This window comes from Streptomyces sp. KLMMK (assembly GCF_036961605.1).
Lineage (GTDB): Bacteria > Actinomycetota > Actinomycetes > Streptomycetales > Streptomycetaceae > Streptomyces > Streptomyces telluris.
This window is the reverse complement of record NZ_JBAMDC010000099.1, coordinates 1-19,723: the sequence shown is the minus strand read 5'-3', so window position 1 is coordinate 19,723 and position 19,723 is coordinate 1. Positions and strand designations below refer to the sequence as shown.

The following is a 19,723-nucleotide window of genomic DNA, read 5'->3' as shown; positions in this document are numbered from 1 at the left end:
GGTCAGCGGTCCGCCGTGCGCGTCCTGCGCACGGCGACCGTCACCAGCGCTCCGCCCGCCGCCAGGAAGGCAACTCCCCCGAATACGTAGGGAGTGGTGTCGACACTGCCCGAGGCGGCCAGGGAAAGCTGCTGCTCAGAGCCTTGTGCAGGGGGTGCCGCGAGGCGGGCTTCCGGGGCGGGCCGGTCCGTCCGTTCGACCGTCGCGTTCGCGGTCGGCATGAACCACACCGCACACAGGAGCGACCCTGCGGCGACAGCGGTCAGCAGCGGTCGGCGTGCGGTCACGGATGAAACCCCCTCGGCGCGGCAGATTTTGAGGGCGCGGCGGATCCGCCGCGCCCGGGCTGACTCGATGTCAGTGACCCGATGGTAGTGATACGAACGCCCCTGAGGAAGCCATGGGTTTCCGGCGGTCACTGCCGCCCCGCGCCCCGCAACCACCCCCGTCCCTATCAGGACCCCCGCTATCATGGCGCCCCTCCGAGGGGCTCTGTAGGCGTGGCCTTCCCCACATTCTCCAAGGGTGTGGAACGGACGAACCGGTGCAGGCGTTCCTTGAAGTAGTAGCCGGGAATCGTGCTGCCCCACGGTTCGGCTCGGGGATAGGGGCCGCAGGAGCAATGGAGAAGCGTGTGATGACGTACGGCAAGCGCCGCAAGGCTCTCGTGGCCGCGGCCGCTGTGCTCGGCGGTGTACTGACCCTCACCGCCTGCGGCGGTGGCGACGACGACGGCGGCAAGAGCAGCTCCAGCGGCAGCGGCAAGGAGCAGAACAAGGTCGACGCCGCGGCCGCGAAGGAAGCCTCCAAGGCGCAGATCAAGATCGCGCAGAAGGACGGCTCCGCCAACGCCGGCATCGCGGCGGACAACGCCAAGGTCACTGTCAGTGACGGTACGCTCACCAGCGTCAAGATGACGACGGACAAGGGCACCCCGGTCGAGGGCACGATATCGCCGGACAAGACGTCCTGGCAGCCCAAGGCGCAGCTCGAGCGCTCGACCAAGTACAAGATCGTGGTCGAGGCGGTCGACTCCGACAAGCGCAAGGCCACGGAGAACTCCTCGTTCACCACGGTCTCGCCCACCAACAGCTTCATCGGCTCCTTCACGCCGGAGGACGGCTCGACCGTCGGCGTCGGCATGCCCGTGTCGATCAACTTCGACAAGCCGATCAAGGACCGCAAGGCCGTCCAGTCGCACATCGAGGTGAACTCGAGCAGCGGCCAGAAGGTCGTCGGCCACTGGTTCGGCGACCAGCGCATCGACTTCCGCCCCCAGGACTACTGGAAGGCCAACTCCCAGGTCACCCTGAAGCTCAACCTGGACGGCGTCGAGGGCGCCCCGGGCGTCAAGGGCGTCCAGAAGAAGACCATCTCCTTCAAGATCGGTTACGCCCAGGTCTCCACGGTGGACACCAAGTCCCACCAGATGACGGTCGTCCGGGACGGCAAGACCATCAAGACCATCCCGATCTCGGCCGGCAGCCCCGAGAACCCCACGTACAACGGCAAGATGGTGATCTCCGAGAAGTTCAAGGAGACCCGGATGGACGGCTCCACCGTCGGCTTCACCAAGGGCGACGGCAAGGGCGAGTACGACATCAAGGACGTGCCGCACGCCATGCGCCTGTCCACCTCCGGCACCTTCATCCACGGCAACTACTGGGGCAGCGGCATCTTCGGCACGGCCAACACCAGCCACGGCTGCATCGGCCTGCAGGACAAGCAGGGCGCCGACGACCCCAACACCTCGGGCGCCTGGTTCTTCAGCAACTCCCAGATCGGTGACGTCGTCGAGGTGAAGAACTCGCCCGACAAGACCATCGCTCCGGAGAACGGCCTCAACGGCTGGAACATGGACTGGAACGCGTGGGTCGCGGGGAGCGCCACGGGTTCCTGATCCTCAGGGGTCCCGGCTGCTGCCGGGTCTTCGACCGCCGGACGCCGGGCGGGCTGGTTTTCCCAGCCCCGCCCGGCGTTTGCGTTGCGGCGGGTTGTTGCGGCGGCAAAAACCGCACGACAACCCCAGGTGGGGTACGTACCGTGCGCTGGATGAGCGAACTTCTGCGATCAGGCGTCGAGCGCCTGGGGGCCGCCCCTTCCGAGGAGGAGATCGACGCCTGGCACGCCGTCGTCACCGCCGCGCACGCCCACGACCTGCCGGCCGGGGTGCCGGGGCCGGGGCGGGTGGAGACGGCCGGCCAGCTGCGGATCCCCGCCTCGCGCAGCAGGATCGTCCGGCTGGTGGTCCCGCTGCCCGGCGGCGGGCCCGGTTACGCGGGCGTCGCCCTCCTGCGGCTCTTCGAGGACGACCTGAACCGCACCACCGCCTGGATCGGACGGCTCGCCGTCCGGCCCGACCACCGGCGGCGCGGCATCGGCACGCTGCTGTGGCGGGAGATACAGGCCGTCCTGGAGCGTGAGCAGCGGCAGTCGGTGAGCGTGGAGGTCGAAATCGGCGGCGAGGGCGAGCAGTTCGCCAGGAACCGCGGGTTCGCGTGCGGGCTGCAGCTCGTCCTGTACGTCCAGCGGGTCGCCGAGGTCACCGAGGTCGCCAACGAGGTCGCCGGTGAGGGTGCCGGCCAGGCTGCCGGCGAGGCCGCGGAGGGGATCGCCGATGACGCCGCCGGGCCGGAGCTGCCCGACGGCTACCGCTTCGTGGAGTGGGCGGGCGCCGTACCCGCCGGGTACGCCGCGGCGTTCGCCGGCGTCAGGAACGCCATGGCCGACGCCCCGATGGGCGAGCTGGACCAGGAGCCCATGCGCTGGGACGCGGAGAGCATCACCGCCGCCCAGAGCGCGTACGGGGAGCGCGGGGGCGCCCTGTTCACGGTCGTCGCCGAGGCTCCCGACGGGACGTACGCGGCCCTCACGGAGGTCGGCCGGCGCTCGCCCGACGACGTCCGTGCGCAGCAGTACGAGACCGCCGTGGCGCCCGCCCACCGGGGTCTGGGCCTCGGACGCGCCGTCAAGCTGCGCATGCTGCAGCTGCTGCGCGCGCAGGAGCCCCCCGTGCGGGAGATTGCCACGCACGTCGCCGACGACAACGGTCCGATGCGCGCCGTCAACAAGATGCTGGGCTACCGGCCGGAGCGGTCCGTCGGGATCTTCCAGACGCGGGTGCCGGGCGAGGTGCTGCAGGCGCTGCGGGGCGGCGGGGACGGCGGTGGCCGGGACGGCGATGGCCGGGATGGCGGCGGCCGGGATGGCGGCGGCGGGGATGGGGGCGGCCGGGACGGCGATGGCCGCGACGGCGGTGGCCGGGATGACGCAGGGGACTCCCCGGGACGGCCTGCGGAATGGTAGCCTCCGCGCGCTGACCTGGGCAGTAACCCCCGGCGACCCGGCCGTCACGGACAATGTCACGGACAATGGGCCGTACCGGGGTACCGCCGTAGCGCCGTACGCCGTATCGCAGCGACCTCTCCGTCGCGGTGATCCGTCGTGCGTCATGCAAGGAAGAGAGTTCCGTGGCCGAACGCAGGAAGCAGCAGCAAGAGCGGCGGCAGGAGCGGCTGGAGGACACCGCCCTCCTGGAGTCCGTCGAGACGGCCCTGGCCTCCCTGCGCACACACGGCCCCGACACCCTCGACGACGCCGTCTACGCCGCCGCCTCCGCCCTCTCCGCCGCCCCCGCAGGCTGGGAGGCCCTCAGCCGCGCCGTCGTGCGCACCGCCTCGGCGACCGTACGCGGCTGCTGGGAGCGCGGCTGGCAGCCCGCGGACGTGATCCGGCTCGCCCGGCGCGAGCTCACCCCCGCCGAGGTGCGCTTCGCCGTGGCCGCGCTGGCCGCCGAGGCGCGCCGCTACGCCCCCGACACCCTCGGCGCCCGCTGGACCGCGCAGCTGCACGAGCTCCAGGCGCGGGTGTGGTGGGACGACGACGCAGCCTTCCTGGAAGGCTTCGCGCAGCGCGAGCGCCTCAGCCGCTTCGAGACCGTCGCGTGCGCACTCGGCGCGCTGCGGCTCGCCGCCGGGCTGCCGCGGACCGGGGCGGTCGGGCCGATGCCCGGCGCCGCGTACACCCGGCCCGGCGTGCACGTCGAACCGCGCGTCCTGGGCCGCATCCGCGCGCTGCTGGCCAAGGCCGAGTCCACCGACTTCCCCGAGGAGGCCGAGGCGCTCTCCGCCAAGGCCCAGGAGCTCATGGCGCGGCACTCCATGGACGAGGCGCTGCTCGCCGCCCACGCCGACGGGGCCGCCGCCGACGGGCCCGGGGCCTGCCGGATCGGCGTCGAGGGCCCGTACGAGTCCGCGAAGGCGCTGCTGCTGGACGCGGTGGCCGGCGCCAACCACTGCCAGGCCGTGTGGTCCGCCGACCACTGCTTCTCCACCGTCGTCGGCTTCGACGCCGACCTGGAGCTGGTGGAGCTCATGTACACGTCCCTGCTGGTCCAGGCCACCACCGCGATGCACCGCGCGGCCGACGCCCACCACGCGGGCGGGCGCTCGCGCCGCACCCGTGACTTCCGCGAATCGTTCCTGATCGCCTACGCGTCCCGCATCGGCGAGCGGCTCGCGGCGGCGGTGCGCGACGCCACGGCCGAGGCCGTCGCGCAGGAGGCGCGGCCCGAGGTGCTGCCCGTGCTCGCCGCGCGCGACCTCGCGGTCGGCGAGACCGCCGAACGGCTCTTCCCGCAGACCACCTCGCACCGGCTGAAGGGGCGCGACGCGGACGGCTGGGCGCGGGGGGCGGAGGCGGCGGACGCGGCGGAGCTGGGGTGAGACGAGCGGGGTGGGGCGAGCTGGGGTACGGCGATCCGGGGTCAGTCCGGTTCACTGTCCGGTGTCCGCAGGCGCGAAATAGGCACCCGGCGGCACCCCCACCCCCCGCCGGAACGCCGCCACGAACGCGCTCGGCGACCCGTAGCCGACGCGCCGCGCCACGGCCGAGACCGTCGAACCCGCCGCCAGCATCGGCATCGCCGCCTGCAGGCGCAGCTGCGTGCGCCACTGCCCGTACGTCATGCCCGTACCGGAGACGAAGGCGCGGGCGAGGGTCCGCGCGCTCGCGCCCACGACCTCGCCCCACTCCGCCAGCGACCGTCCGTCGGAAGGGTCCGCCCGCAGGGCCTCCGCGATGCGGCGGGCGCGGGGGTCGGCGGGTACCGGGGCGCGCACAGTCGTCACGGAGACCGGGCGGAGGAGGTCGAGGACGACGTCCTCGGCGCGGTGGCGGGCCTCCGGGCCGAGGACCTCCGGGTCCTGCGCCAGGTAGCCGATCAGCTCGCGCAAGAGGCCGGAGACGGGGACGACTTGGGGCTCGTCCCAGATCAGCGGGCAGCGGTCCGGCCAGAAGTAGAGGCTGCGCAGGAGCGCGGACGAGGTCGCGCCGGTGGCGTGCGGGACGCCCGCGGGGATCCACAGGGCGACGGTCGACGGCAGCACCCACGTACGGCCGCAGGCGCGCACGGCCAGGACGCCGCGGGGCGCCCACGCCAGCTGGTGCGCGGCGTGCCGGTGGCGGCCGAACCACTCGCTGCCGTCGAGGGGGAAGCTGCCGACGGCGACGGCGGCGCCGGGAGGATTGACGAGGTGGGGTGAGTGTCCGTCTGGCGACATGAGTTGACCTCCTGGCCCGTATACGACAAGTCCCCTCCTTCCTAGCCTCGAACCATGCCGATGAACCTCATTCACCGCCGCCTCTGCTCCTCCGACCGCTGGGCCCGCGCGATCCGGGACGAACTCCTGCCCTGGGCGCTGGAGGACGTCCCGCTGGGCGCCGACTGCCTGGAGATCGGGCCGGGTTACGGGGCCACGACGCGCGTCCTGGTGCGCAAGGCCGAGAAGCTGAGCGTGGTCGAGGCGGACGCGGAGTACGCGGCCCGGCTGCGGCTGCTCTTCGGGGACCGGGTGGACGTCGTGTACGGGGACGGCGCCGACATCCCCTTCCCGGAGGCCCGCTTCGACTCGGTCGCCTGCTTCACGATGCTCCACCACGTACCGTCCCTCACCGAACAGGACCGCCTCTTCGCCGAAGCCCACCGGGTCCTCCGCCCCGGCGGCGTCTTCACCGGCTGCGACGCCCTGAGCAGCCGGGCCTTCCGCCTGATCCACCTCGGCGACACGTGCGTGCCGGTCCCGCCGGAAACCCTGGAGGCACGGCTGCGGATGGCGGGTTTCGCGGAGTGCACGGTGACGGTGGGAAAGGGGAGCTTCCGCTTCGTGGCGAGGCGGGGGCCGGCCGAAGGATGAGGACGATGACCCGGGAGGCAATCGACCGGGCCGGGACGTCAGGGAAGACTGAAGCCCACTGAAACCCACCGCAGGCCAAGGGAGTTCCCCGGGCCCACCGGAGGACCCCCAGCCCCCACCTTGAGAGCGAGCCACCATGACCGCGTACGCCCTGGGCAGCTTCCGCGACATAGCCCCGCACGCCGCCGGCGGCACCCACCGCGACATCCTCGAATACATCGAACGCATCCAGGCCACCCTCGACCCGTTCGGCGGCCGCTTCCTCGTCCACGGCGCGGAGGTCCACGTCGTGGAGGGCGCCTGGCCCGGCAACCTCGTCCTGATCGCCTTCCCGGACCTGTCGCAGGCCCGCGCCTGGTACGCGTCACCCGCCTACCAGGCCCTGATCCCCCTGCGCACGGAACACGTGGAGGGCGCAATCATCTTCACCGACGGCGTCGCCCCGGGCTACGACCCGTCACACCTGGCGGCGAAGCTGCGCGGACCGGAGGGCGGCACGCCGGAGGCGTGAGCTTTCCGCCGGTGGCGCCCTGCGCCTCGGCTCGCAGGCAGCGATGACCAGCCCGTCTACAAGTCCTGGAACGGCGGCACGATGCGGACGATCACGATCAGACGGTCTTTCGGCGCCACGAGGAAGTAGAACCAGCCGTCGGCCGCGTTCATGCGGCGCAGGCCGCCCGGCCGTGGGCCGTTGCCGAGGTCGCCGACGTCGACTCCCGTCGCGGCCAGGTCGGTCAGCTGCCCCGCAAGGCGCTCCACCTCGGTCACCACGTGAGCGGGGATGCCGCCCGCCACGTGAGCATGATCCGGGTCGTACTCCCAGTGCCAGTCGATGCTCACCGCGGTGGGAGGGCGAGCTCAGCGTGTGCGTCGTCCAGGATCTTGCCGATCGCGGAGGCGGCGCGCCGGGCCTGCGTTGCGTCGCCCGCCCCGGCCATGTCCTCCCAGTGGCGGAGCTCCTTGGCGAGGCGCGGCTGCCGCTGGACGTGGACGTACACGGCCCACTGGGCGATGAACCGCTGGAGCGGGGCCAAGTCGGAACTCTGGCGGGACTGATCGGCGGCCTGATCCAGCTCGCGTGTGAAGGCGGGCAGGGCGGCGGGGGCGATCTGCGCGATGGCCTGGCGGAGGGCCGTGACGGTGGCGGGCGGCTGAGGGATGAGTGGCTGCCCGGCGGCGGAAGTGGTCATTGCTGCTCCCATGGGCGAGATTCTGATCCCTGGGAGCAGCGTATCGAGTGCGGGCCCGACCGCTTCGCGCGGACGAGTGAGGGAGAAGCGATTCAGCTCCCTCCGGGCGCGATTCCCGTCGGGCACGAGACGCCCGTCCCGCCGATGCCGCAATACCCCGCCGGGTTCTTGTCCAAGTACTGCTGGTGATATGTCTCCGCGTACCAGAACGGGCCCGCCGGGAGGATTTCCGTGGTGATGGGGCCGTAGCCCGCGGCGTTCAGGACCTGTTGGTAGGAGTCGCGGGACGCTTCCGCCGTCGTTTGCTGGGTGGGGGAGTGGGTGTAGACCGCCGAGCGGTACTGGGTGCCGCGGTCGTTGCCCTGGCGGAAGCCCTGGGTGGGGTTGTGGGATTCCCAGAAGAGTTTCAGGAGGGCGGGGTAGGGGACGACCGAGGGGTCGAAGACCACGCGGACGACCTCGGTGTGGCCGGTCAGGCCGCTGCAGACCTCTTCGTAGGCGGGGTGCGGGGTGTGGCCGCCCTGGTAGCCGACGAGGGTGGTCCAGACGCCTTCCGTCTGCCAGAACTTGCGCTCCGCGCCCCAGAAGCAGCCCAGGGCGAAGTCCGCGACCTCCAGGCCCGCCGGGTAGGGGCCGCCCAGGGGCGTGCCCAGGACCGTGTGGCGTTCCTGGAGGGGGAATTCCGGCTCGGGGCGGCCCTTGAGGGCTTCCCCGGGGGTGGGGAGGCGGGGTTCTCGGGTGGGGAAGAGCATGTCAGGGCCTCCAGGGCGTCAGCAGCAGGCACGGCAGGGCATTACGGCCAACGGTTCGCCGGTCCTCGCGATTCCCCGCCCGCGACCGCCAGCGCCCGGTACGCCGTGTACGCCGCGACGGGATCCGCCTCGTACGACCACGGGACCGCGCCGATGTGGCCGTCGACGCGGTGCAGCTGCTCCAGGGCCTCCGGATAGCGCTCGGCGTTGACCAGGAACCACACCAGCAGGTGGCGCACGTGCGGCAGCACGGGGTGGCCGGAGGGGGCGTGGGCCACCGCGAACTGCGCCGCCTGGATCGCGCGGGTGATCACCTCGCTGCGGTAGAGGCCCTGGACCAGATTGACGTCCGGCAGGTGGTCGTGGACGGCGAAGAGCGGCAGGGCCGGCAGCAGGCTGCCCTGGGGCGCGCCCGCGGCGGCGCGCTGCGCGAAGGCTTCGGCCTTCTCGCGGGAGCCGTGCCACTTCGCGCTCCAGTAGCGCAGCGCGACCAGGTGCGCGCCCATGTGCTGGGGGGCGCGGGAGACGACCCGCTCCCACGCCGACTGGAACTCGGCCTCGCCGGCCCCCGTGCCGCGCGCCAGGCCCAGCTCGACGATCAGCGGCACCACGTCCTCCGGCGCCAGCCGGGCGGCCTCCGCGCAGACCGTGCCGGCCTCCTCCAGGATCATGCGGTAGTCCTCGGAGGAGGGGTCGCGCAGCGCCTGCTGGACGAGGAACTCGGCCTGGACGGCCGCGCCGCCCGCATCCTCGGGGGCCACCACCCGCCAGTGCCGCAGCCACACCCCGCCCGTGCCGGGCGCCTCGGCCAGCTCGCGGACCGCCGCGCCCGCCAGGGTCTGCACCCGCTGCCAGCGCTGCTCGGGGTCGTCGGTGCGCGCGAGCATCTCGGCGGCCGGCTTCCAGTCCTGGGTGCGGCGGGCCTCCTCGACGGCGGAGAGCAGCTCGGGATCGGGGCCGGGCAGGCGGACGTCCAGCTGCTCGGGCGGCAGGAAGCCGTACGACGCGGCCGTCGCCCCGGGGGCGGGGGTCAGGCCCGCGTGCGCCCGCCTGCGGCGCAGCGCCGGCCCGGCGAGGACGGCGCAGATCGCGAGGACGGCCAGCAGGATGAGCAGAAACTCCATGATCGGTCCTGAACGTGGGTGGGGCAGCGTAGTGCTACGAGTAGGGCTGTGTGAGGAACAACGCGCGAGGTCCGCGGATCGTTCATGCTCCGGTTACAAGTGAACACGGGTGTTCGGGTGTGCGGAGTACTAGGCTCGGGAAAATGAGCGATCAGCATGCATTCGAGACCCTTGCCATTCACGCCGGGCAGGAGCCGGACCCGCTGACCGGGGCTGTCGTGCCGCCGATCTACCAGGTGTCCACGTACAAGCAGGACGGCGTCGGCGGCCTGCGCGGCGGTTACGAGTACAGCCGCAGCGCCAATCCCACCCGTACCGCTCTGGAGGAGAACCTGGCGGCGCTGGAGGGCGGCGTCCGCGGTCTCGCCTTCGCCTCCGGCCTGGCCGCCGAGGACACCCTGCTGCGCACGCTCCTGGCGCCCGGTGACCACGTGGTCATCCCGAACGACGCCTACGGCGGCACGTTCCGCCTCTTCGCCAAGGTGATCAGCCGCTGGGGCGTGGAGTGGTCGGTCGCCGACACCTCCGACCCGGCCGCCGTGCGCGCCGCCCTGCGGCCCACGACCAAGGTCATCTGGGTGGAGACCCCGTCGAACCCGCTGCTGGGCATCAGCGACATCGCCGCCCTCGCCGAGGTCGCGCACTCGGCCGGTGTCCGCCTGGTCATCGACAACACCTTCGCCAGCCCCTACCTGCAGCAGCCGCTGGCGCTCGGCGCGGACGTCGTCGTGCACTCCACCACCAAGTACATGGGCGGTCACTCCGACGTCGTGGGCGGCGCGCTGGTCACCGCCGACGCGGCGCTGGCCGAGGAGCTCGCCTACCACCAGAACGCGATGGGCGCCGTCGCCGGCCCCTTCGACTCCTGGCTGACGCTGCGCGGCATCAAGACGCTGGCCGTGCGCATGGACCGGCACAGCGCCAACGCCGAGCGCGTGGCCGAGCTGCTCGTCTCCCACCCCAAGGTCACCCAGGTCTACTACCCGGGCCTGCCCGAGCACCCGCTGCACGAGGTCGCCGCCAAGCAGATGAAGGCCTTCGGCGGCATGGTGTCCTTCCGCGTCGAGGGCGGCCAGGAAGCGGCCGTGGAGATCTGCAACCGCACCGAGGTGTTCACCCTCGGCGAGTCCCTCGGCGGCGTCGAGTCGCTGATCGAGCACCCGGGCCTGATGACGCACGCATCGACCGCCGGCTCGCAGCTGGAGGTCCCCGCGGACCTGGTGCGCCTGTCGGTGGGCATCGAGTCCGTCGACGACCTGCTGGCCGACCTCACGCAGGCGCTGGGCTAGCGGTCCGGGGCCGGTCCGGGACCAGCCCCTCAGCACCCCCAGCACCCGCAACTGCTGTTCTGCGCCGGGCGGGCCGGTTTCTTCCGGCCCGCCCGGCGCAGTCGTGTCTCCGCTTCCCCCCGGGCTGGTCAGGCCCCCCGGGCCGGTCAGGCCGGTCAGGCCGTCGGCGTCACCGGCGGCAGTGCGTTGTGCACCTCGGAGAGGGCGGTGTTGAAGCGGGTGAGCAGGGTGCAGAACGCGTCCCGCTCGTCCTCGCTCCAGCCGTCCGTCACCAGTGCCATCAGCGCGCGCCGCGAGGCCCGGACCTCCTCCAGGCGGGCCTTGCCGCGCGGGGAGAGCTGGAGGACGACGGCGCGGCCGTCCTCGGGGTGCGAGGTGCGCTTGACCAGGCCGGTGTCGACCAGCGGCGCCACCTGGCGGGTGACGGTCGAGGAGTCGATGCCCATGCCGGCGGCGAGCGCCTTCACGCCCATCGGACCTTCCTGGTCGAGGCGGTTGAGCAGCAGATAAGCGGCGCGGTCCATCGAGTTACGGACCTGGCCCACGCCGCCGAGCCGTGTCTGTTCGGCGCGGCGTGCGAAGACGGCCACCTGGTGCTGGAGCGCGTCGAGGACACCTGGGGCGAGGTCGGTCGTCATGTCCGAAGGGGTGGGCATGGCCTGGGGCTCACTTCGTGCGTCGGGCAGGGAAGATTGGGGGACAGAGTACGCGGCCCGGAGGGTGCCTGGGCCGGTGCCGGGCAATCCGCTCCGCCGGTACCGAACAATCCGCTCGGTATGCATCGATATGCACTGCCATGCGATCCGGAATCGTCCGGGCGATATGCGTCCGTTGCGACGGTCGTTACGCAAACGAGCTGCAAGACTGGCCTTATGGCCGCACGCGCAGCGGACGGAACGGATGCGGCGGACAGGGACGTACCGGATGTGCCGGACGGGGTCCGTCCGCCGCCGGAGCCCCCTCGCGCGGTCACCCTCGACGACGTCCTCGGCGCCCGGAAGATCCTCTCGGGGGTCGTCCGCACCACGCCCCTGGAGGGCAGTCGCCACCTCTCCGGCCTGATCGGCGCGCCCGTCCACCTCAAGTGCGAGAACCTCCAGCGGACCGGCTCCTTCAAGGTGCGCGGCGCGTACACCCGGATCGCGGCGCTGGCGCGGGAGGAGGGCGCGGCGGGAGTCGTGGCCGCCAGCGCGGGCAACCATGCGCAGGGCGTGGCCCTGGCGGCCGCGCTCCTGGGCGTGCGCGCCACGGTGTTCATGCCGGTGAGCGCGCCCCTGCCGAAGATCGCCGCGACCCGCTCGTACGGCGCCGGGGTACGGCTGTGCGGGCAGGGCCTGGACGAGGCGCTGAGCGCCGCCCGGCAGCACGCGCGCCGCACCGGCGCCGTCCTCGTCCACCCCTTCGACCACCCCGACGTCGTCGCAGGTCAGGGCACGGTCGGCCTGGAGATCCTGGAGCAGTGCCCCGAGGTGCGCACCATCGTGGTGGCCATGGGCGGCGGCGGGCTCGCGGCGGGCACCGCGGTGGCGGTCAAGGCGCTGCGGCCGGACGTGCGGATCGTGGGCGTGCAGGCGGCCGGCGCCGCCGCGTACCCGCCGTCGCTGGCCGCCGGGCGCCCCGTGACGGTCGCGGAGCCCGTGACGATGGCCGACGGCATCCTGGTGGGCCGCCCCGGAGCGGTGCCCTTCGCCCTGGTCAGGGAGCTGGTCGACGAGGTCCGGACGGTTTCCGAGGACGCGCTCGCCCGGGCGCTGCTGCTCTGCCTGGAGCGGGCCAAGCTGGTCGTCGAGCCGGCCGGGGCCGCACCGGTGGCCGCCCTGCTCGCGGACCCCGACTCGTTCGAGGGACCGCTCGTCGCCGTGTTGTCGGGCGGCAACGTCGACCCGCTGCTGCTGCAGCGCGTCCTGCGGCACGGCATGGCGGCGGCCGGCCGCTACCTGAGCCTGAGCGTGCGGCTGACCGACCGGCCGGGGGCGCTCGCGGCGCTCCTGGAGGTGCTCTCCGCGGCCGACGTGAACGTTCTGGACGTCGGCCACGTCCGCACCGACCCGCGGCTCGGCCTGACCGAGGCCGAGGTGGAGCTGCACCTGGAGACCAAGGGGCACGGGCACTGCGCCGCGGTACGGGAGGCCCTGCGGGCGGCGGGGTACCGGGTGACGGCCTGATCGCCGCGGAACCGCCGCCCCGGGGCGGCCGCCCGCGACAAGTGGGGTGCGGCATTCACAGGGCGCAACGGCTGCCCCGAACGTAAAATCGGGCAGTACGTCACCAAGCGGGGAGTACTTCCATGCCAGGCGCCATTTATGCCGAAGGCCTGGTGAAGACCTTCGGCGACGTCAGGGCTCTGGACGGGGTCGATCTCGATGTGCCGGAAGGAACCGTTCTGGGGCTGCTCGGCCCCAACGGCGCCGGCAAGACCACCGCCGTACGCGTCCTGACCACTCTGCTCAAGCCCGACCGCGGTTCGGCCTTCGTGGCCGGCATCGACGTCCTGAAGAAGCCCGACGCGGTCCGCCGCTCCATCGGGCTGTCCGGCCAGTTCGCCGCCGTCGACGAGTATCTGACGGGCCGTGAGAACTTGCGCATGGTCGGCCAGCTCTACCAGATGAGTGCCCGCGCCGCGAAGGCCCGCGCGGGGGAGCTGCTGGAGCGCTTCGACCTCGCGGAGGCCGCGGACCGCATCGCCAAGACCTACTCGGGAGGCATGCGCCGCCGCCTCGACCTCGCCGCGGCGCTCGTCGTCAGCCCGCCCGTCATGTTCATGGACGAGCCCACCACCGGCCTGGACCCGCGCAACCGGCAGGGCCTGTGGGAGGTCATCCAGGAACTGGTGGCCGGCGGCACCACCCTCCTGCTCACCACCCAGTACCTGGAGGAGGCCGACCACCTCGCCCACGACATCTGCGTGGTCGACCACGGCAAGGTCATCGCGCGCGGCACCTCCGACCAGCTCAAGGCCCGTACCGGCGGCGAGCGTGTCGAAGTCGTCGTGCGCAGCCCCGAGCACATCGCCACCGCCGACGAGGTCCTGCTGGGCTTCGGCAAGGGCGCGTCCTCGGTCGAGAAGCACACCCGCAAGGTCACCGTGCCGGTCTCCGGCGGCGCGAAGCTGCTCGCCGAGGTCATCAGAGAGCTCGACGCCCGCGGGATCGACATCGACGACATCGCCCTGCGCCGCCCGACCCTGGACGACGTCTTCATCTCGCTCACCGGCCACGCCGCGGAGACGGACGCCGCGGGGAACGGCGACGGCGGGACGGCCGCTTCCGCAGAGGCCGCCGCGGGAGCGGCCGGGGACGCCGGAGCGCAGCAGGAGGTCAGGCCATGAGCGTCGTAGGAAGCGCCGCCTCCAGGGAAGCGGCCCTGCGCGTGCACGGCGGCATCGGCCGCTCCGTGCGCGACTCCCTGGTCGTCGCCAAGCGGAATCTGATCCGCATGGCGCGCATCCCCGAAGTGGTCATTTTCGGGCTTATTCAGCCGATTATGTTCGTAGTGCTGTTCAGTTACGTCTTCGGCGGCTCCATCGCCGTCGGCGGCAGCACGGACCCGGACACCTACCGCCAGTTCCTGATGGCGGGCATCTTCGCCCAGACCGTCACCTTCGCCACCGCCGGCGCCGGAGCGGGCATCGCCGACGACATGCACAAGGGGCTCATCGACCGCTTCCGGTCCCTGCCCATGGCCCGCGGGGCCGTCCTCACCGGCCGCACGCTCGCCGACCTCGTCCAGACCGCGCTCACGCTCGTCGTGCTCGCGATCGTCGCCGTGATCGTCGGGTGGCGGGTCCACAACGGCATCCCCAAGGCCGTGGCGGGCTTCGCCCTGCTGCTCCTGCTCGGCTACGCCTTCTCCTGGATCGGCGCCCTGATCGGGCTGTCCGTGCGGACCCCGGAGGCGGCCACCTCGGGCGGGCTGATCTGGCTCTTCCCGCTCACCTTCATCTCCAACGCCTTTGTGCCCGCCGACAACATGCCCACCGTGCTGCGCACCATCGCCGAGTGGAACCCCTTCAGTGCCACCGTCCAGGCGGCCCGGGAGCTCTTCGGCAACCTGCCGGCGGGCTATCCCGTGCCGTCGGCGTGGCCGATGCAGCACCCGGTGTGGGCGTCGCTGATCTGGTCGGTGCTGATCATCGCGCTGTTCCGGACGCTGTCGGTGCGGAAGTTCCGGTCGGCGACGGTCTGAGGGCGGCCCGAGGGCGGCCTGAGGGCGATCCGCGGGGTCCTGAGGGCGACCCGCGGGGGGTCCTGAGGGGGCCTGAGGGCGTTCACCGCCCGGAAAGCGCCGTGCCCCGTACTCCCGGGAGGGGAGTACGGGGCACGGTCACGTCCGTGGGGCTCAGCCGGTGTACGGCTTGGCCTCCAGGATGCGCACCATGGCCTTCTTGCCGTTCGGCAGCTCGTACTGGGCGTCCTCGCCGATCTTCTTGCCGTTGACGCCGGAGCCCAGCGGGGACTGCGGCGAGTACGTCTCGATGTCCGAGCTGGCGTACTCGCGGGAGGCGAGGAGGAACTCCAGGGTGTCGTCCGCGTCGCCGTCGAAGGCGATGGTCACGACCATGCCGGGCGCGACGACGCCGGTGGCCGCCGGGGCCTCGCCGACCTTCGCGCTCTCCAGCAGCTGGGTGAGCTGGCGCACGCGGAGCTCCTGCTTGCCCTGCTCCTCCTTGGCCGCGTGGTACCCGCCGTTCTCTCGCAGGTCACCCTCCTCGCGGGCCGCCGCGATCTTGCCGGCGATCTCGGTGCGAGCGGGACCAGACAGGTACTCCAGCTCGGCCTTGAGCTGGTCGTACGCCTCCTGAGTCAGCCAGGTGACGTTGTCGCTGGTCTGGGTCACAGGTGCTCCTCGTCGGTACTGGGGAATGCTTGGGGATACATCGCGATAACAAATGAACGCCCTACTCAGAAGGGTGCACCTTCAAAGCGGGGCGAAACCACGAGCCTAACAATTCCGTCCGGAAAGGGGGAAGAAGTAAACGGGAGAAATTACGCAAGCTCCGCGTCGGTGCAGGTCAGCGCGGGGTGGCCGGGCCGGATCAGCTGCCGGAGACGGAGCGGCAGCCCTCGAGGTCGGTGGCGGCCGCGTGCGCCGTGGTGCGCAGGATGACCGTCTCGGTGAAGTGGTCCTCGCGCCGGTCCAGCGTGACGTCCTTGCGGCCGACCTCGGCGCCGTTCGCGCCCAGGGAGCGCAGGGTGCACACCGCGGTGCGGTCCTTGTCCTTGCGGACCTCGATGACCGCCTCCACCGTGTCGTCCGACACGGGCTTCGAGCGGAGGAGCTGTCCCGTCACGTCGGTCTTGGTGATGTAGTGCACACCCGACCAGGCGACGACGCCCAGCAGCCCCGCACCCAGCACGGCGCCGACGATCTTGAGCTTGCGGTCCGCGCGCGCGTCCGCCGAGCGGCCGTAGCGACCGTCGGGCAGCCCCTCGCGTGCCGCAGCCATGATCTTTCCTCCGGGTCGGTGCTGGTCGGGAGAACAGGAATGAAACGCCTCCCGCTTCGGTCACTATAGGAGGCGCCCCGACACACCGATAAGACGGGCCATGACCAGTGACCGAGGACGAAGTCTTGACTGAGCAGCTGCGACTGATGGCCGTGCACGCCCACCCCGACGACGAGTCGAGCAAGGGCGCGGCCACGATGGCCAAGTACGTGTCCGAGGGGGTGGACGTGCTGGTGGCCACCTGCACGGGCGGCGAGCGCGGCTCCATCCTCAACCCCAAGCTCCAGGGCGACCCGTACATCGAGGAGCACATCCACGAGGTCCGCGCCAAGGAGATGGCCGAGGCGCGCGACATCCTCGGCGTCAAGCAGGAGTGGCTGGGCTTCGTCGACTCCGGCCTGCCGGAGGGCGACCCGCTGCCGCCGCTGCCCGAAGGCTGCTTCGCCGTCCAGGACGTGGACGAGGCGGCCGGGCGCCTGGTGAAGCTGATCCGCGAGTTCCGTCCGCACGTCGTCACCACGTACGACGAGAACGGCGGCTACCCGCACCCCGACCACATCATGACCCACAAGATCACGATGGTGGCCTTCGAGGCCGCCGGCGACCCCGAGCGCTACCCCGAGGCCGGCGAGCCCTGGCAGCCGCAGAAGCTCTACTACAACCAGGGCTTCAACCGTCAGCGCACGCAGGCGCTGCACGACGCCCTGCTGGAGCGCGGCATGGAGTCCCCCTACGGGGAGTGGCTGGAGCGCTGGCACACGATGGGGCGTGAGCGCCACCTGACCACGTTCGTGCCCTGCGGCGACTTCTTCGAGATCCGCGACAAGGCCCTGATCGCGCACGCCACGCAGATCGACCCGGACGGCGGCTGGTTCCGCGTGCCGCTGGACCTCCAGCGCGAGGTCTGGCCCACGGAGGAGTACGAGCTGGCGAAGTCTCTCGTCGGCACGTCCCTCCCCGAGGACGACCTCTTCGCGGGCATCCGCAACAATTGACCCCATGATGAGCTCCCTCGCCGCCACCCAGCTGGTGCCGCTCGCCGAAGAACTCGACAAGAACAAGGTCACCCCCGGTGTCCTCGGCTTCATCGTCTTCGCCGTCATCGGCGTGGCGGTGTGGTTCCTGATGAAGAGCATGAACAAGCACATGAAGCGAGTGGACTTCGCCGAGGAGCCGGACGCCTCCGGCGCGGCACCGGTCGCCTCCGGCGAGGTCCGGCAGGGCTGACTCGCGGGTCGCCCTGCGGGCTTCCCGCCGCGGCGGTGATCAGCTACGTGGACGCGTTCCGGCAGTGCCGGACCGGTCTCCGGCCGTCGGTGTGCCGGGGTCTGCCGGTGGATTCGGCACCGCCGGCAGCCACCGTTCGGGCGCTACGCCGTTGCGGCGGGAAAGATCTGCCGCCGCAGCGGTGATCAGCCGCGCCGGCGCGTGCCGGCGGTGCCGGACCGGCGTCGGCCGGTGGGTGGTGTTCGGCTTGGCCGGCTCGGGTTCCTGGCGGGTCCGGTGGTCGGTGTGCCGGGGCGGCCTGCAGGGCCGGACTCGGCACTGCCGGCAGCCGCCGTCGGGCGTTTCGCCGTTGCGGCGGAAGATTTTCCGCCGCAGCGGTGATCAGCCACGCCGGCGCGTGCCGGTGGTGCCGGACCGGCGTCGGCCGGTGGGCGGTGTCCGGTTTGGCCGGCTCGGGTTCCTGGCGGGTCCGGTGGTCGGTGTGCCGGGGTGGGCTCGGCACTGCTGCTGGCCGCCGTCGGGCGTTTCGCCGTTGCGGCGGAGGAACTCTCCGCCGCGAGGTGATCAGCCACGCCGGGGTGTTCAGGCGGTGCCGGGGCGACGGCGGCCCGCGGTGTGCGGCGTCTCCGGGCCCGGGCCCGGCGGTGGACACGGGCCCACCGCCGCCCCGCAGGGAATCCCGTGCGCGAGGATGGGCGTATGCCCAATCGACTGGCGCACGAGACGTCCCCCTATCTCCTCCAGCACGCCGGCAACCCGGTCGACTGGTGGCCGTGGTCGGCCGAGGCCTTCGCCGAGGCGCGGCGGCGGAACGTGCCGGTGCTGCTGAGCGTCGGCTATTCGAGCTGCCACTGGTGTCATGTGATGGCGCACGAGTCCTTCGAGGACGACGCCACCGCGGCCCTCCTCAACGAGCACTTCGTCTCCGTGAAGGTCGACCGCGAGGAGCGGCCCGACATCGACGCGGTGTACATGGAGGCCGTCCAGGCCGCCACGGGCCAGGGCGGCTGGCCGATGACGGTCTTCCTCACGCCCGGGGCCGAGCCGTTCTACTTCGGCACCTACTTCCCGCCCGCCCCCCGGCACGGCATGCCGGGCTTCCAGCAGGTCCTGGAGGGCGTGCGGGCCGCGTGGCGCGACCGCCGCGAGGAGGTCGGCCAGGTCGCCGGCCGCATCGTGCGGGAGCTGTCCGAGCGCACGCTCGCCCTGGGCGTCGCGGGGGAGAAGGGCGCCCCGCCGCAGCCGCCGTCCGCCGAGGACGCGCACGCCGCGCTGCTGGCGCTCACCCGTGACTTCGACGCGGTGCGCGGCGGCTTCGGCGGTGCACCGAAGTTCCCGCCGTCCATGACGCTGGAGTTCCTGCTGCGCCACCACGCCCGTACGGGCTCCGCGGGCGCCCTGGAGATGGTGCAGGCCACCTGCGAGGCGATGGCCCGGGGCGGCATCTACGACCAGCTGGGCGGCGGCTTCGCCCGCTACTCGGTCGACGCGGAGTGGGTGGTCCCGCACTTCGAGAAGATGCTCTACGACAACGCCCTGCTCTGCCGCGTCTACGCGCACCTGTGGCGCGCCACCGGCTCCGGGCTGGCCCGCCGCGTCGCCCTGGAGACCGCCGACTTCCTGGTCCGCGAGATGCGCACCGAGCAGGGCGGCTTCGCCTCCGCGCTGGACGCGGACAGCGACGACGGCACGGGGCGGCACGCCGAGGGCGCCTACTACGTGTGGACGCCGCAGCAACTGCGCGACGTGCTCGGCGAGGAGGACGCCCTGCTCGCGGCGGCGCACTTCGGCGTCACCGAGGAGGGCACCTTCGAGGAGGGCGCCTCCGTCCTGCAGCTGCCCGACTCCGAGCAGCTCCTGGACGCCGGCAAGCTGGACTCGGTGCGCCGCAGGCTCCTCGCGGCGCGCGAGCAGCGGCCCCGGCCCGGCCGCGACGACAAGGTCGTGGCCGCCTGGAACGGGCTCGCCGTCGCCGCGCTGGCCGAGACGGGCGCCTACTTCGACCGGCCGGACCTCGTCCAGGCCGCCACCGACGCCGCCGACCTGCTGGTCCGTACGCACATGGACTGGCACGCCCGGCTCTTCCGCACCTCCCTGGACGGCACGGCCGGCGTCCACGCGGGCGTCCTGGAGGACTACGGCGACGTCGCCGAGGGCTTCCTCGCGCTGAGCGCCGTCACCGGCGAGGGCGTCTGGGTGGACTTCGCGGGCCTGCTCCTGGACACGGTCCTCACCCGCTTCACCGGCGCCGACGGCGCGCTCTTCGACACCGCCGACGACGCCGAGGCGCTCATCCGCCGCCCGCAGGACCCGATGGACAACGCCACCCCGTCGGGCTGGACCGCCGCCTGCGGAGCGCTGCTGACCTACGCCGCGTACACCGGCAGCACCACCCACCGCGAGCTGGCCGAGCGGGCGCTCGGCGTCGTCCGGGCGCTGGGCCCGCGGGCGCCGCGCTTCATCAGCTGGGGCCTGGCGGTGGCCGAGGCCCTGCTCGACGG

At 72.3% G+C, this 19,723-nt stretch carries 21 protein-coding genes; 12 read left to right on the top strand and 9 right to left on the bottom strand.

Annotated elements, in window-relative coordinates; translation table 11 throughout:
- Positions 1-2: 2 nt before the first annotated feature.
- A complete protein-coding gene (locus tag V7793_RS17010) occupies positions 3-287 on the bottom strand; it encodes a hypothetical protein (RefSeq protein WP_336007345.1) in 285 nt (94 codons plus the stop codon).
- 335 nt (positions 288-622) lie between these two features.
- On the opposite strand from V7793_RS17010, the gene V7793_RS17005 reads away from it, so the two are divergent.
- The 3 genes from V7793_RS17005 to V7793_RS16995 all read left to right on the top strand — a co-directional run bounded on the left by V7793_RS17005 (position 623) and on the right by V7793_RS16995 (position 4,724).
- Entirely contained in the window at positions 623-1,900 is a 1,278-nt protein-coding gene (locus V7793_RS17005) for a L,D-transpeptidase (protein ID WP_336007343.1), read from the top strand.
- Positions 1,901-2,052: 152 nt separating this feature from the next.
- The gene (locus V7793_RS17000; RefSeq protein WP_336007342.1) at positions 2,053-3,306 is read left to right on the top strand and encodes a GNAT family N-acetyltransferase; all 1,254 of its coding nucleotides are present in this window, start codon (positions 2,053-2,055) and stop codon (positions 3,304-3,306) included.
- A gap of 227 nt (positions 3,307-3,533) precedes the next feature.
- The gene (locus V7793_RS16995) at positions 3,534-4,724 is read left to right on the top strand and encodes a DUF2786 domain-containing protein (RefSeq protein ID WP_443057928.1); all 1,191 of its coding nucleotides are present in this window, start codon (positions 3,534-3,536) and stop codon (positions 4,722-4,724) included.
- A 51-nt stretch (positions 4,725-4,775) separates the two neighbouring features.
- Here V7793_RS16995 and V7793_RS16990 read toward each other — a convergent pair whose 3' ends face one another.
- Entirely contained in the window at positions 4,776-5,561 is a 786-nt protein-coding gene (locus V7793_RS16990) for an AraC family transcriptional regulator (protein ID WP_336007340.1), read from the bottom strand.
- Positions 5,562-5,615: 54 nt separating this feature from the next.
- Between V7793_RS16990 and V7793_RS16985 the strand changes: the two genes are divergently transcribed.
- Complete coding sequence (locus V7793_RS16985) at positions 5,616-6,194, top strand: class I SAM-dependent methyltransferase (RefSeq protein WP_336007338.1); 579 nt, start codon at positions 5,616-5,618, stop codon at positions 6,192-6,194.
- A 136-nt stretch (positions 6,195-6,330) separates the two neighbouring features.
- Positions 6,331-6,705: a DUF1330 domain-containing protein gene (locus tag V7793_RS16980; protein WP_336007336.1), complete on the top strand. Its 375-nt coding sequence runs from the start codon at positions 6,331-6,333 to the stop codon at positions 6,703-6,705.
- A 56-nt stretch (positions 6,706-6,761) separates the two neighbouring features.
- On the opposite strand, the gene V7793_RS16975 is transcribed toward V7793_RS16980, so the two are convergent.
- The 4 genes from V7793_RS16975 to V7793_RS16960 all read right to left on the bottom strand — a co-directional run bounded on the left by V7793_RS16975 (position 6,762) and on the right by V7793_RS16960 (position 9,260).
- Positions 6,762-7,034, bottom strand: a complete 273-nt coding sequence (locus tag V7793_RS16975) for a hypothetical protein (protein WP_336007334.1) — start codon at positions 7,032-7,034, stop codon at positions 6,762-6,764.
- Positions 7,031-7,384 (bottom strand): hypothetical protein, encoded by a 354-nt coding sequence (locus V7793_RS16970; protein WP_336007332.1) that lies wholly within the window; start codon positions 7,382-7,384, stop codon positions 7,031-7,033. The genes V7793_RS16975 and V7793_RS16970 overlap by 4 nt, the downstream gene beginning before the upstream one ends.
- Positions 7,385-7,476: 92 nt before the next feature.
- Positions 7,477-8,136, bottom strand: a complete 660-nt coding sequence (gene msrA / locus V7793_RS16965; protein WP_336007330.1) for a peptide-methionine (S)-S-oxide reductase MsrA — start codon at positions 8,134-8,136, stop codon at positions 7,477-7,479.
- A gap of 41 nt (positions 8,137-8,177) precedes the next feature.
- Positions 8,178-9,260: a hypothetical protein gene (locus V7793_RS16960; protein WP_336007328.1), complete on the bottom strand. Its 1,083-nt coding sequence runs from the start codon at positions 9,258-9,260 to the stop codon at positions 8,178-8,180.
- Between the two features lie 143 nt (positions 9,261-9,403).
- Here V7793_RS16960 and V7793_RS16955 point away from each other — a divergent pair, with 143 nt between their 5' ends.
- On the top strand, positions 9,404-10,549 hold the full coding sequence (locus V7793_RS16955; protein WP_336007326.1) for a cystathionine gamma-synthase: 1,146 nt from the start codon (positions 9,404-9,406) through the stop codon (positions 10,547-10,549).
- 155 nt (positions 10,550-10,704) lie between these two features.
- On the opposite strand, the gene V7793_RS16950 is transcribed toward V7793_RS16955, so the two are convergent.
- The gene (locus tag V7793_RS16950) at positions 10,705-11,205 is read right to left on the bottom strand and encodes a MarR family winged helix-turn-helix transcriptional regulator (protein ID WP_058045983.1); all 501 of its coding nucleotides are present in this window, start codon (positions 11,203-11,205) and stop codon (positions 10,705-10,707) included.
- A gap of 216 nt (positions 11,206-11,421) precedes the next feature.
- Between V7793_RS16950 and ilvA the strand changes: the two genes are divergently transcribed.
- The 3 genes from ilvA (at position 11,422) to V7793_RS16935 (ending at position 14,734) form a co-directional block, all read left to right on the top strand.
- A complete protein-coding gene (ilvA, locus tag V7793_RS16945) occupies positions 11,422-12,714 on the top strand; it encodes a threonine ammonia-lyase (RefSeq protein WP_336007323.1) in 1,293 nt (430 codons plus the stop codon).
- A 122-nt stretch (positions 12,715-12,836) separates the two neighbouring features.
- Positions 12,837-13,877, top strand: a complete 1,041-nt coding sequence (locus V7793_RS16940; RefSeq protein WP_336007321.1) for an ATP-binding cassette domain-containing protein — start codon at positions 12,837-12,839, stop codon at positions 13,875-13,877.
- Complete coding sequence (locus V7793_RS16935) at positions 13,874-14,734, top strand: ABC transporter permease (RefSeq protein ID WP_336007319.1); 861 nt, start codon at positions 13,874-13,876, stop codon at positions 14,732-14,734. The genes V7793_RS16940 and V7793_RS16935 overlap by 4 nt, the downstream gene beginning before the upstream one ends.
- 153 nt (positions 14,735-14,887) lie before the next feature.
- On the opposite strand, the gene greA is transcribed toward V7793_RS16935, so the two are convergent.
- Both greA and V7793_RS16925 read right to left on the bottom strand, forming a co-directional pair.
- Positions 14,888-15,385 (bottom strand): transcription elongation factor GreA, encoded by a 498-nt coding sequence (gene greA / locus V7793_RS16930; RefSeq protein WP_336007317.1) that lies wholly within the window; start codon positions 15,383-15,385, stop codon positions 14,888-14,890.
- A gap of 199 nt (positions 15,386-15,584) precedes the next feature.
- Positions 15,585-15,995 (bottom strand): DUF4307 domain-containing protein, encoded by a 411-nt coding sequence (locus tag V7793_RS16925; protein ID WP_336007315.1) that lies wholly within the window; start codon positions 15,993-15,995, stop codon positions 15,585-15,587.
- Positions 15,996-16,120: 125 nt separating this feature from the next.
- Here V7793_RS16925 and mca point away from each other — a divergent pair, with 125 nt between their 5' ends.
- From mca to V7793_RS16910, 3 genes are all read left to right on the top strand, one after another.
- Positions 16,121-16,990, top strand: coding sequence for a mycothiol conjugate amidase Mca (mca, locus tag V7793_RS16920; RefSeq protein WP_336007313.1), 870 nt, complete (start codon positions 16,121-16,123; stop codon positions 16,988-16,990).
- Positions 16,991-16,994: 4 nt separating this feature from the next.
- Positions 16,995-17,222: a hypothetical protein gene (locus V7793_RS16915; protein WP_336007311.1), complete on the top strand. Its 228-nt coding sequence runs from the start codon at positions 16,995-16,997 to the stop codon at positions 17,220-17,222.
- Between the two features lie 699 nt (positions 17,223-17,921).
- Positions 17,922-19,723: thioredoxin domain-containing protein (locus V7793_RS16910; RefSeq protein ID WP_336007309.1), on the top strand; the 1,802-nt coding region annotated here is incomplete at its 3' end.

What these genes read in the sequence shown, in the direction of transcription:
- V7793_RS16925 (WP_336007315.1), bottom strand. Translation starts at nt 15,995, where the DNA reads ATGGCTGCGGCACGCGAGGGGCTGCCCGACGGTCGCTACGGCCGCTCG.
- V7793_RS16955 (WP_336007326.1), top strand. Translation starts at nt 9,404, where the DNA reads ATGAGCGATCAGCATGCATTCGAGACCCTTGCCATTCACGCCGGGCAG.
- V7793_RS16935 (WP_336007319.1), top strand. Translation starts at nt 13,874, where the DNA reads ATGAGCGTCGTAGGAAGCGCCGCCTCCAGGGAAGCGGCCCTGCGCGTG.
- msrA (WP_336007330.1), bottom strand. Translation starts at nt 8,136, where the DNA reads ATGCTCTTCCCCACCCGAGAACCCCGCCTCCCCACCCCCGGGGAAGCC.
- V7793_RS16915 (WP_336007311.1), top strand. Translation starts at nt 16,995, where the DNA reads ATGATGAGCTCCCTCGCCGCCACCCAGCTGGTGCCGCTCGCCGAAGAA.
- V7793_RS17000 (WP_336007342.1), top strand. Translation starts at nt 2,053, where the DNA reads ATGAGCGAACTTCTGCGATCAGGCGTCGAGCGCCTGGGGGCCGCCCCT.
- V7793_RS16970 (WP_336007332.1), bottom strand. Translation starts at nt 7,384, where the DNA reads ATGACCACTTCCGCCGCCGGGCAGCCACTCATCCCTCAGCCGCCCGCC.
- V7793_RS16985 (WP_336007338.1), top strand. Translation starts at nt 5,616, where the DNA reads ATGCCGATGAACCTCATTCACCGCCGCCTCTGCTCCTCCGACCGCTGG.
- V7793_RS16990 (WP_336007340.1), bottom strand. Translation starts at nt 5,561, where the DNA reads ATGTCGCCAGACGGACACTCACCCCACCTCGTCAATCCTCCCGGCGCC.
- V7793_RS16950 (WP_058045983.1), bottom strand. Translation starts at nt 11,205, where the DNA reads ATGCCCACCCCTTCGGACATGACGACCGACCTCGCCCCAGGTGTCCTC.
- ilvA (WP_336007323.1), top strand. Translation starts at nt 11,422, where the DNA reads ATGGCCGCACGCGCAGCGGACGGAACGGATGCGGCGGACAGGGACGTA.
- V7793_RS16980 (WP_336007336.1), top strand. Translation starts at nt 6,331, where the DNA reads ATGACCGCGTACGCCCTGGGCAGCTTCCGCGACATAGCCCCGCACGCC.
- V7793_RS16960 (WP_336007328.1), bottom strand. Translation starts at nt 9,260, where the DNA reads ATGGAGTTTCTGCTCATCCTGCTGGCCGTCCTCGCGATCTGCGCCGTC.
- V7793_RS17005 (WP_336007343.1), top strand. Translation starts at nt 623, where the DNA reads ATGGAGAAGCGTGTGATGACGTACGGCAAGCGCCGCAAGGCTCTCGTG.
- V7793_RS16940 (WP_336007321.1), top strand. Translation starts at nt 12,837, where the DNA reads ATGCCAGGCGCCATTTATGCCGAAGGCCTGGTGAAGACCTTCGGCGAC.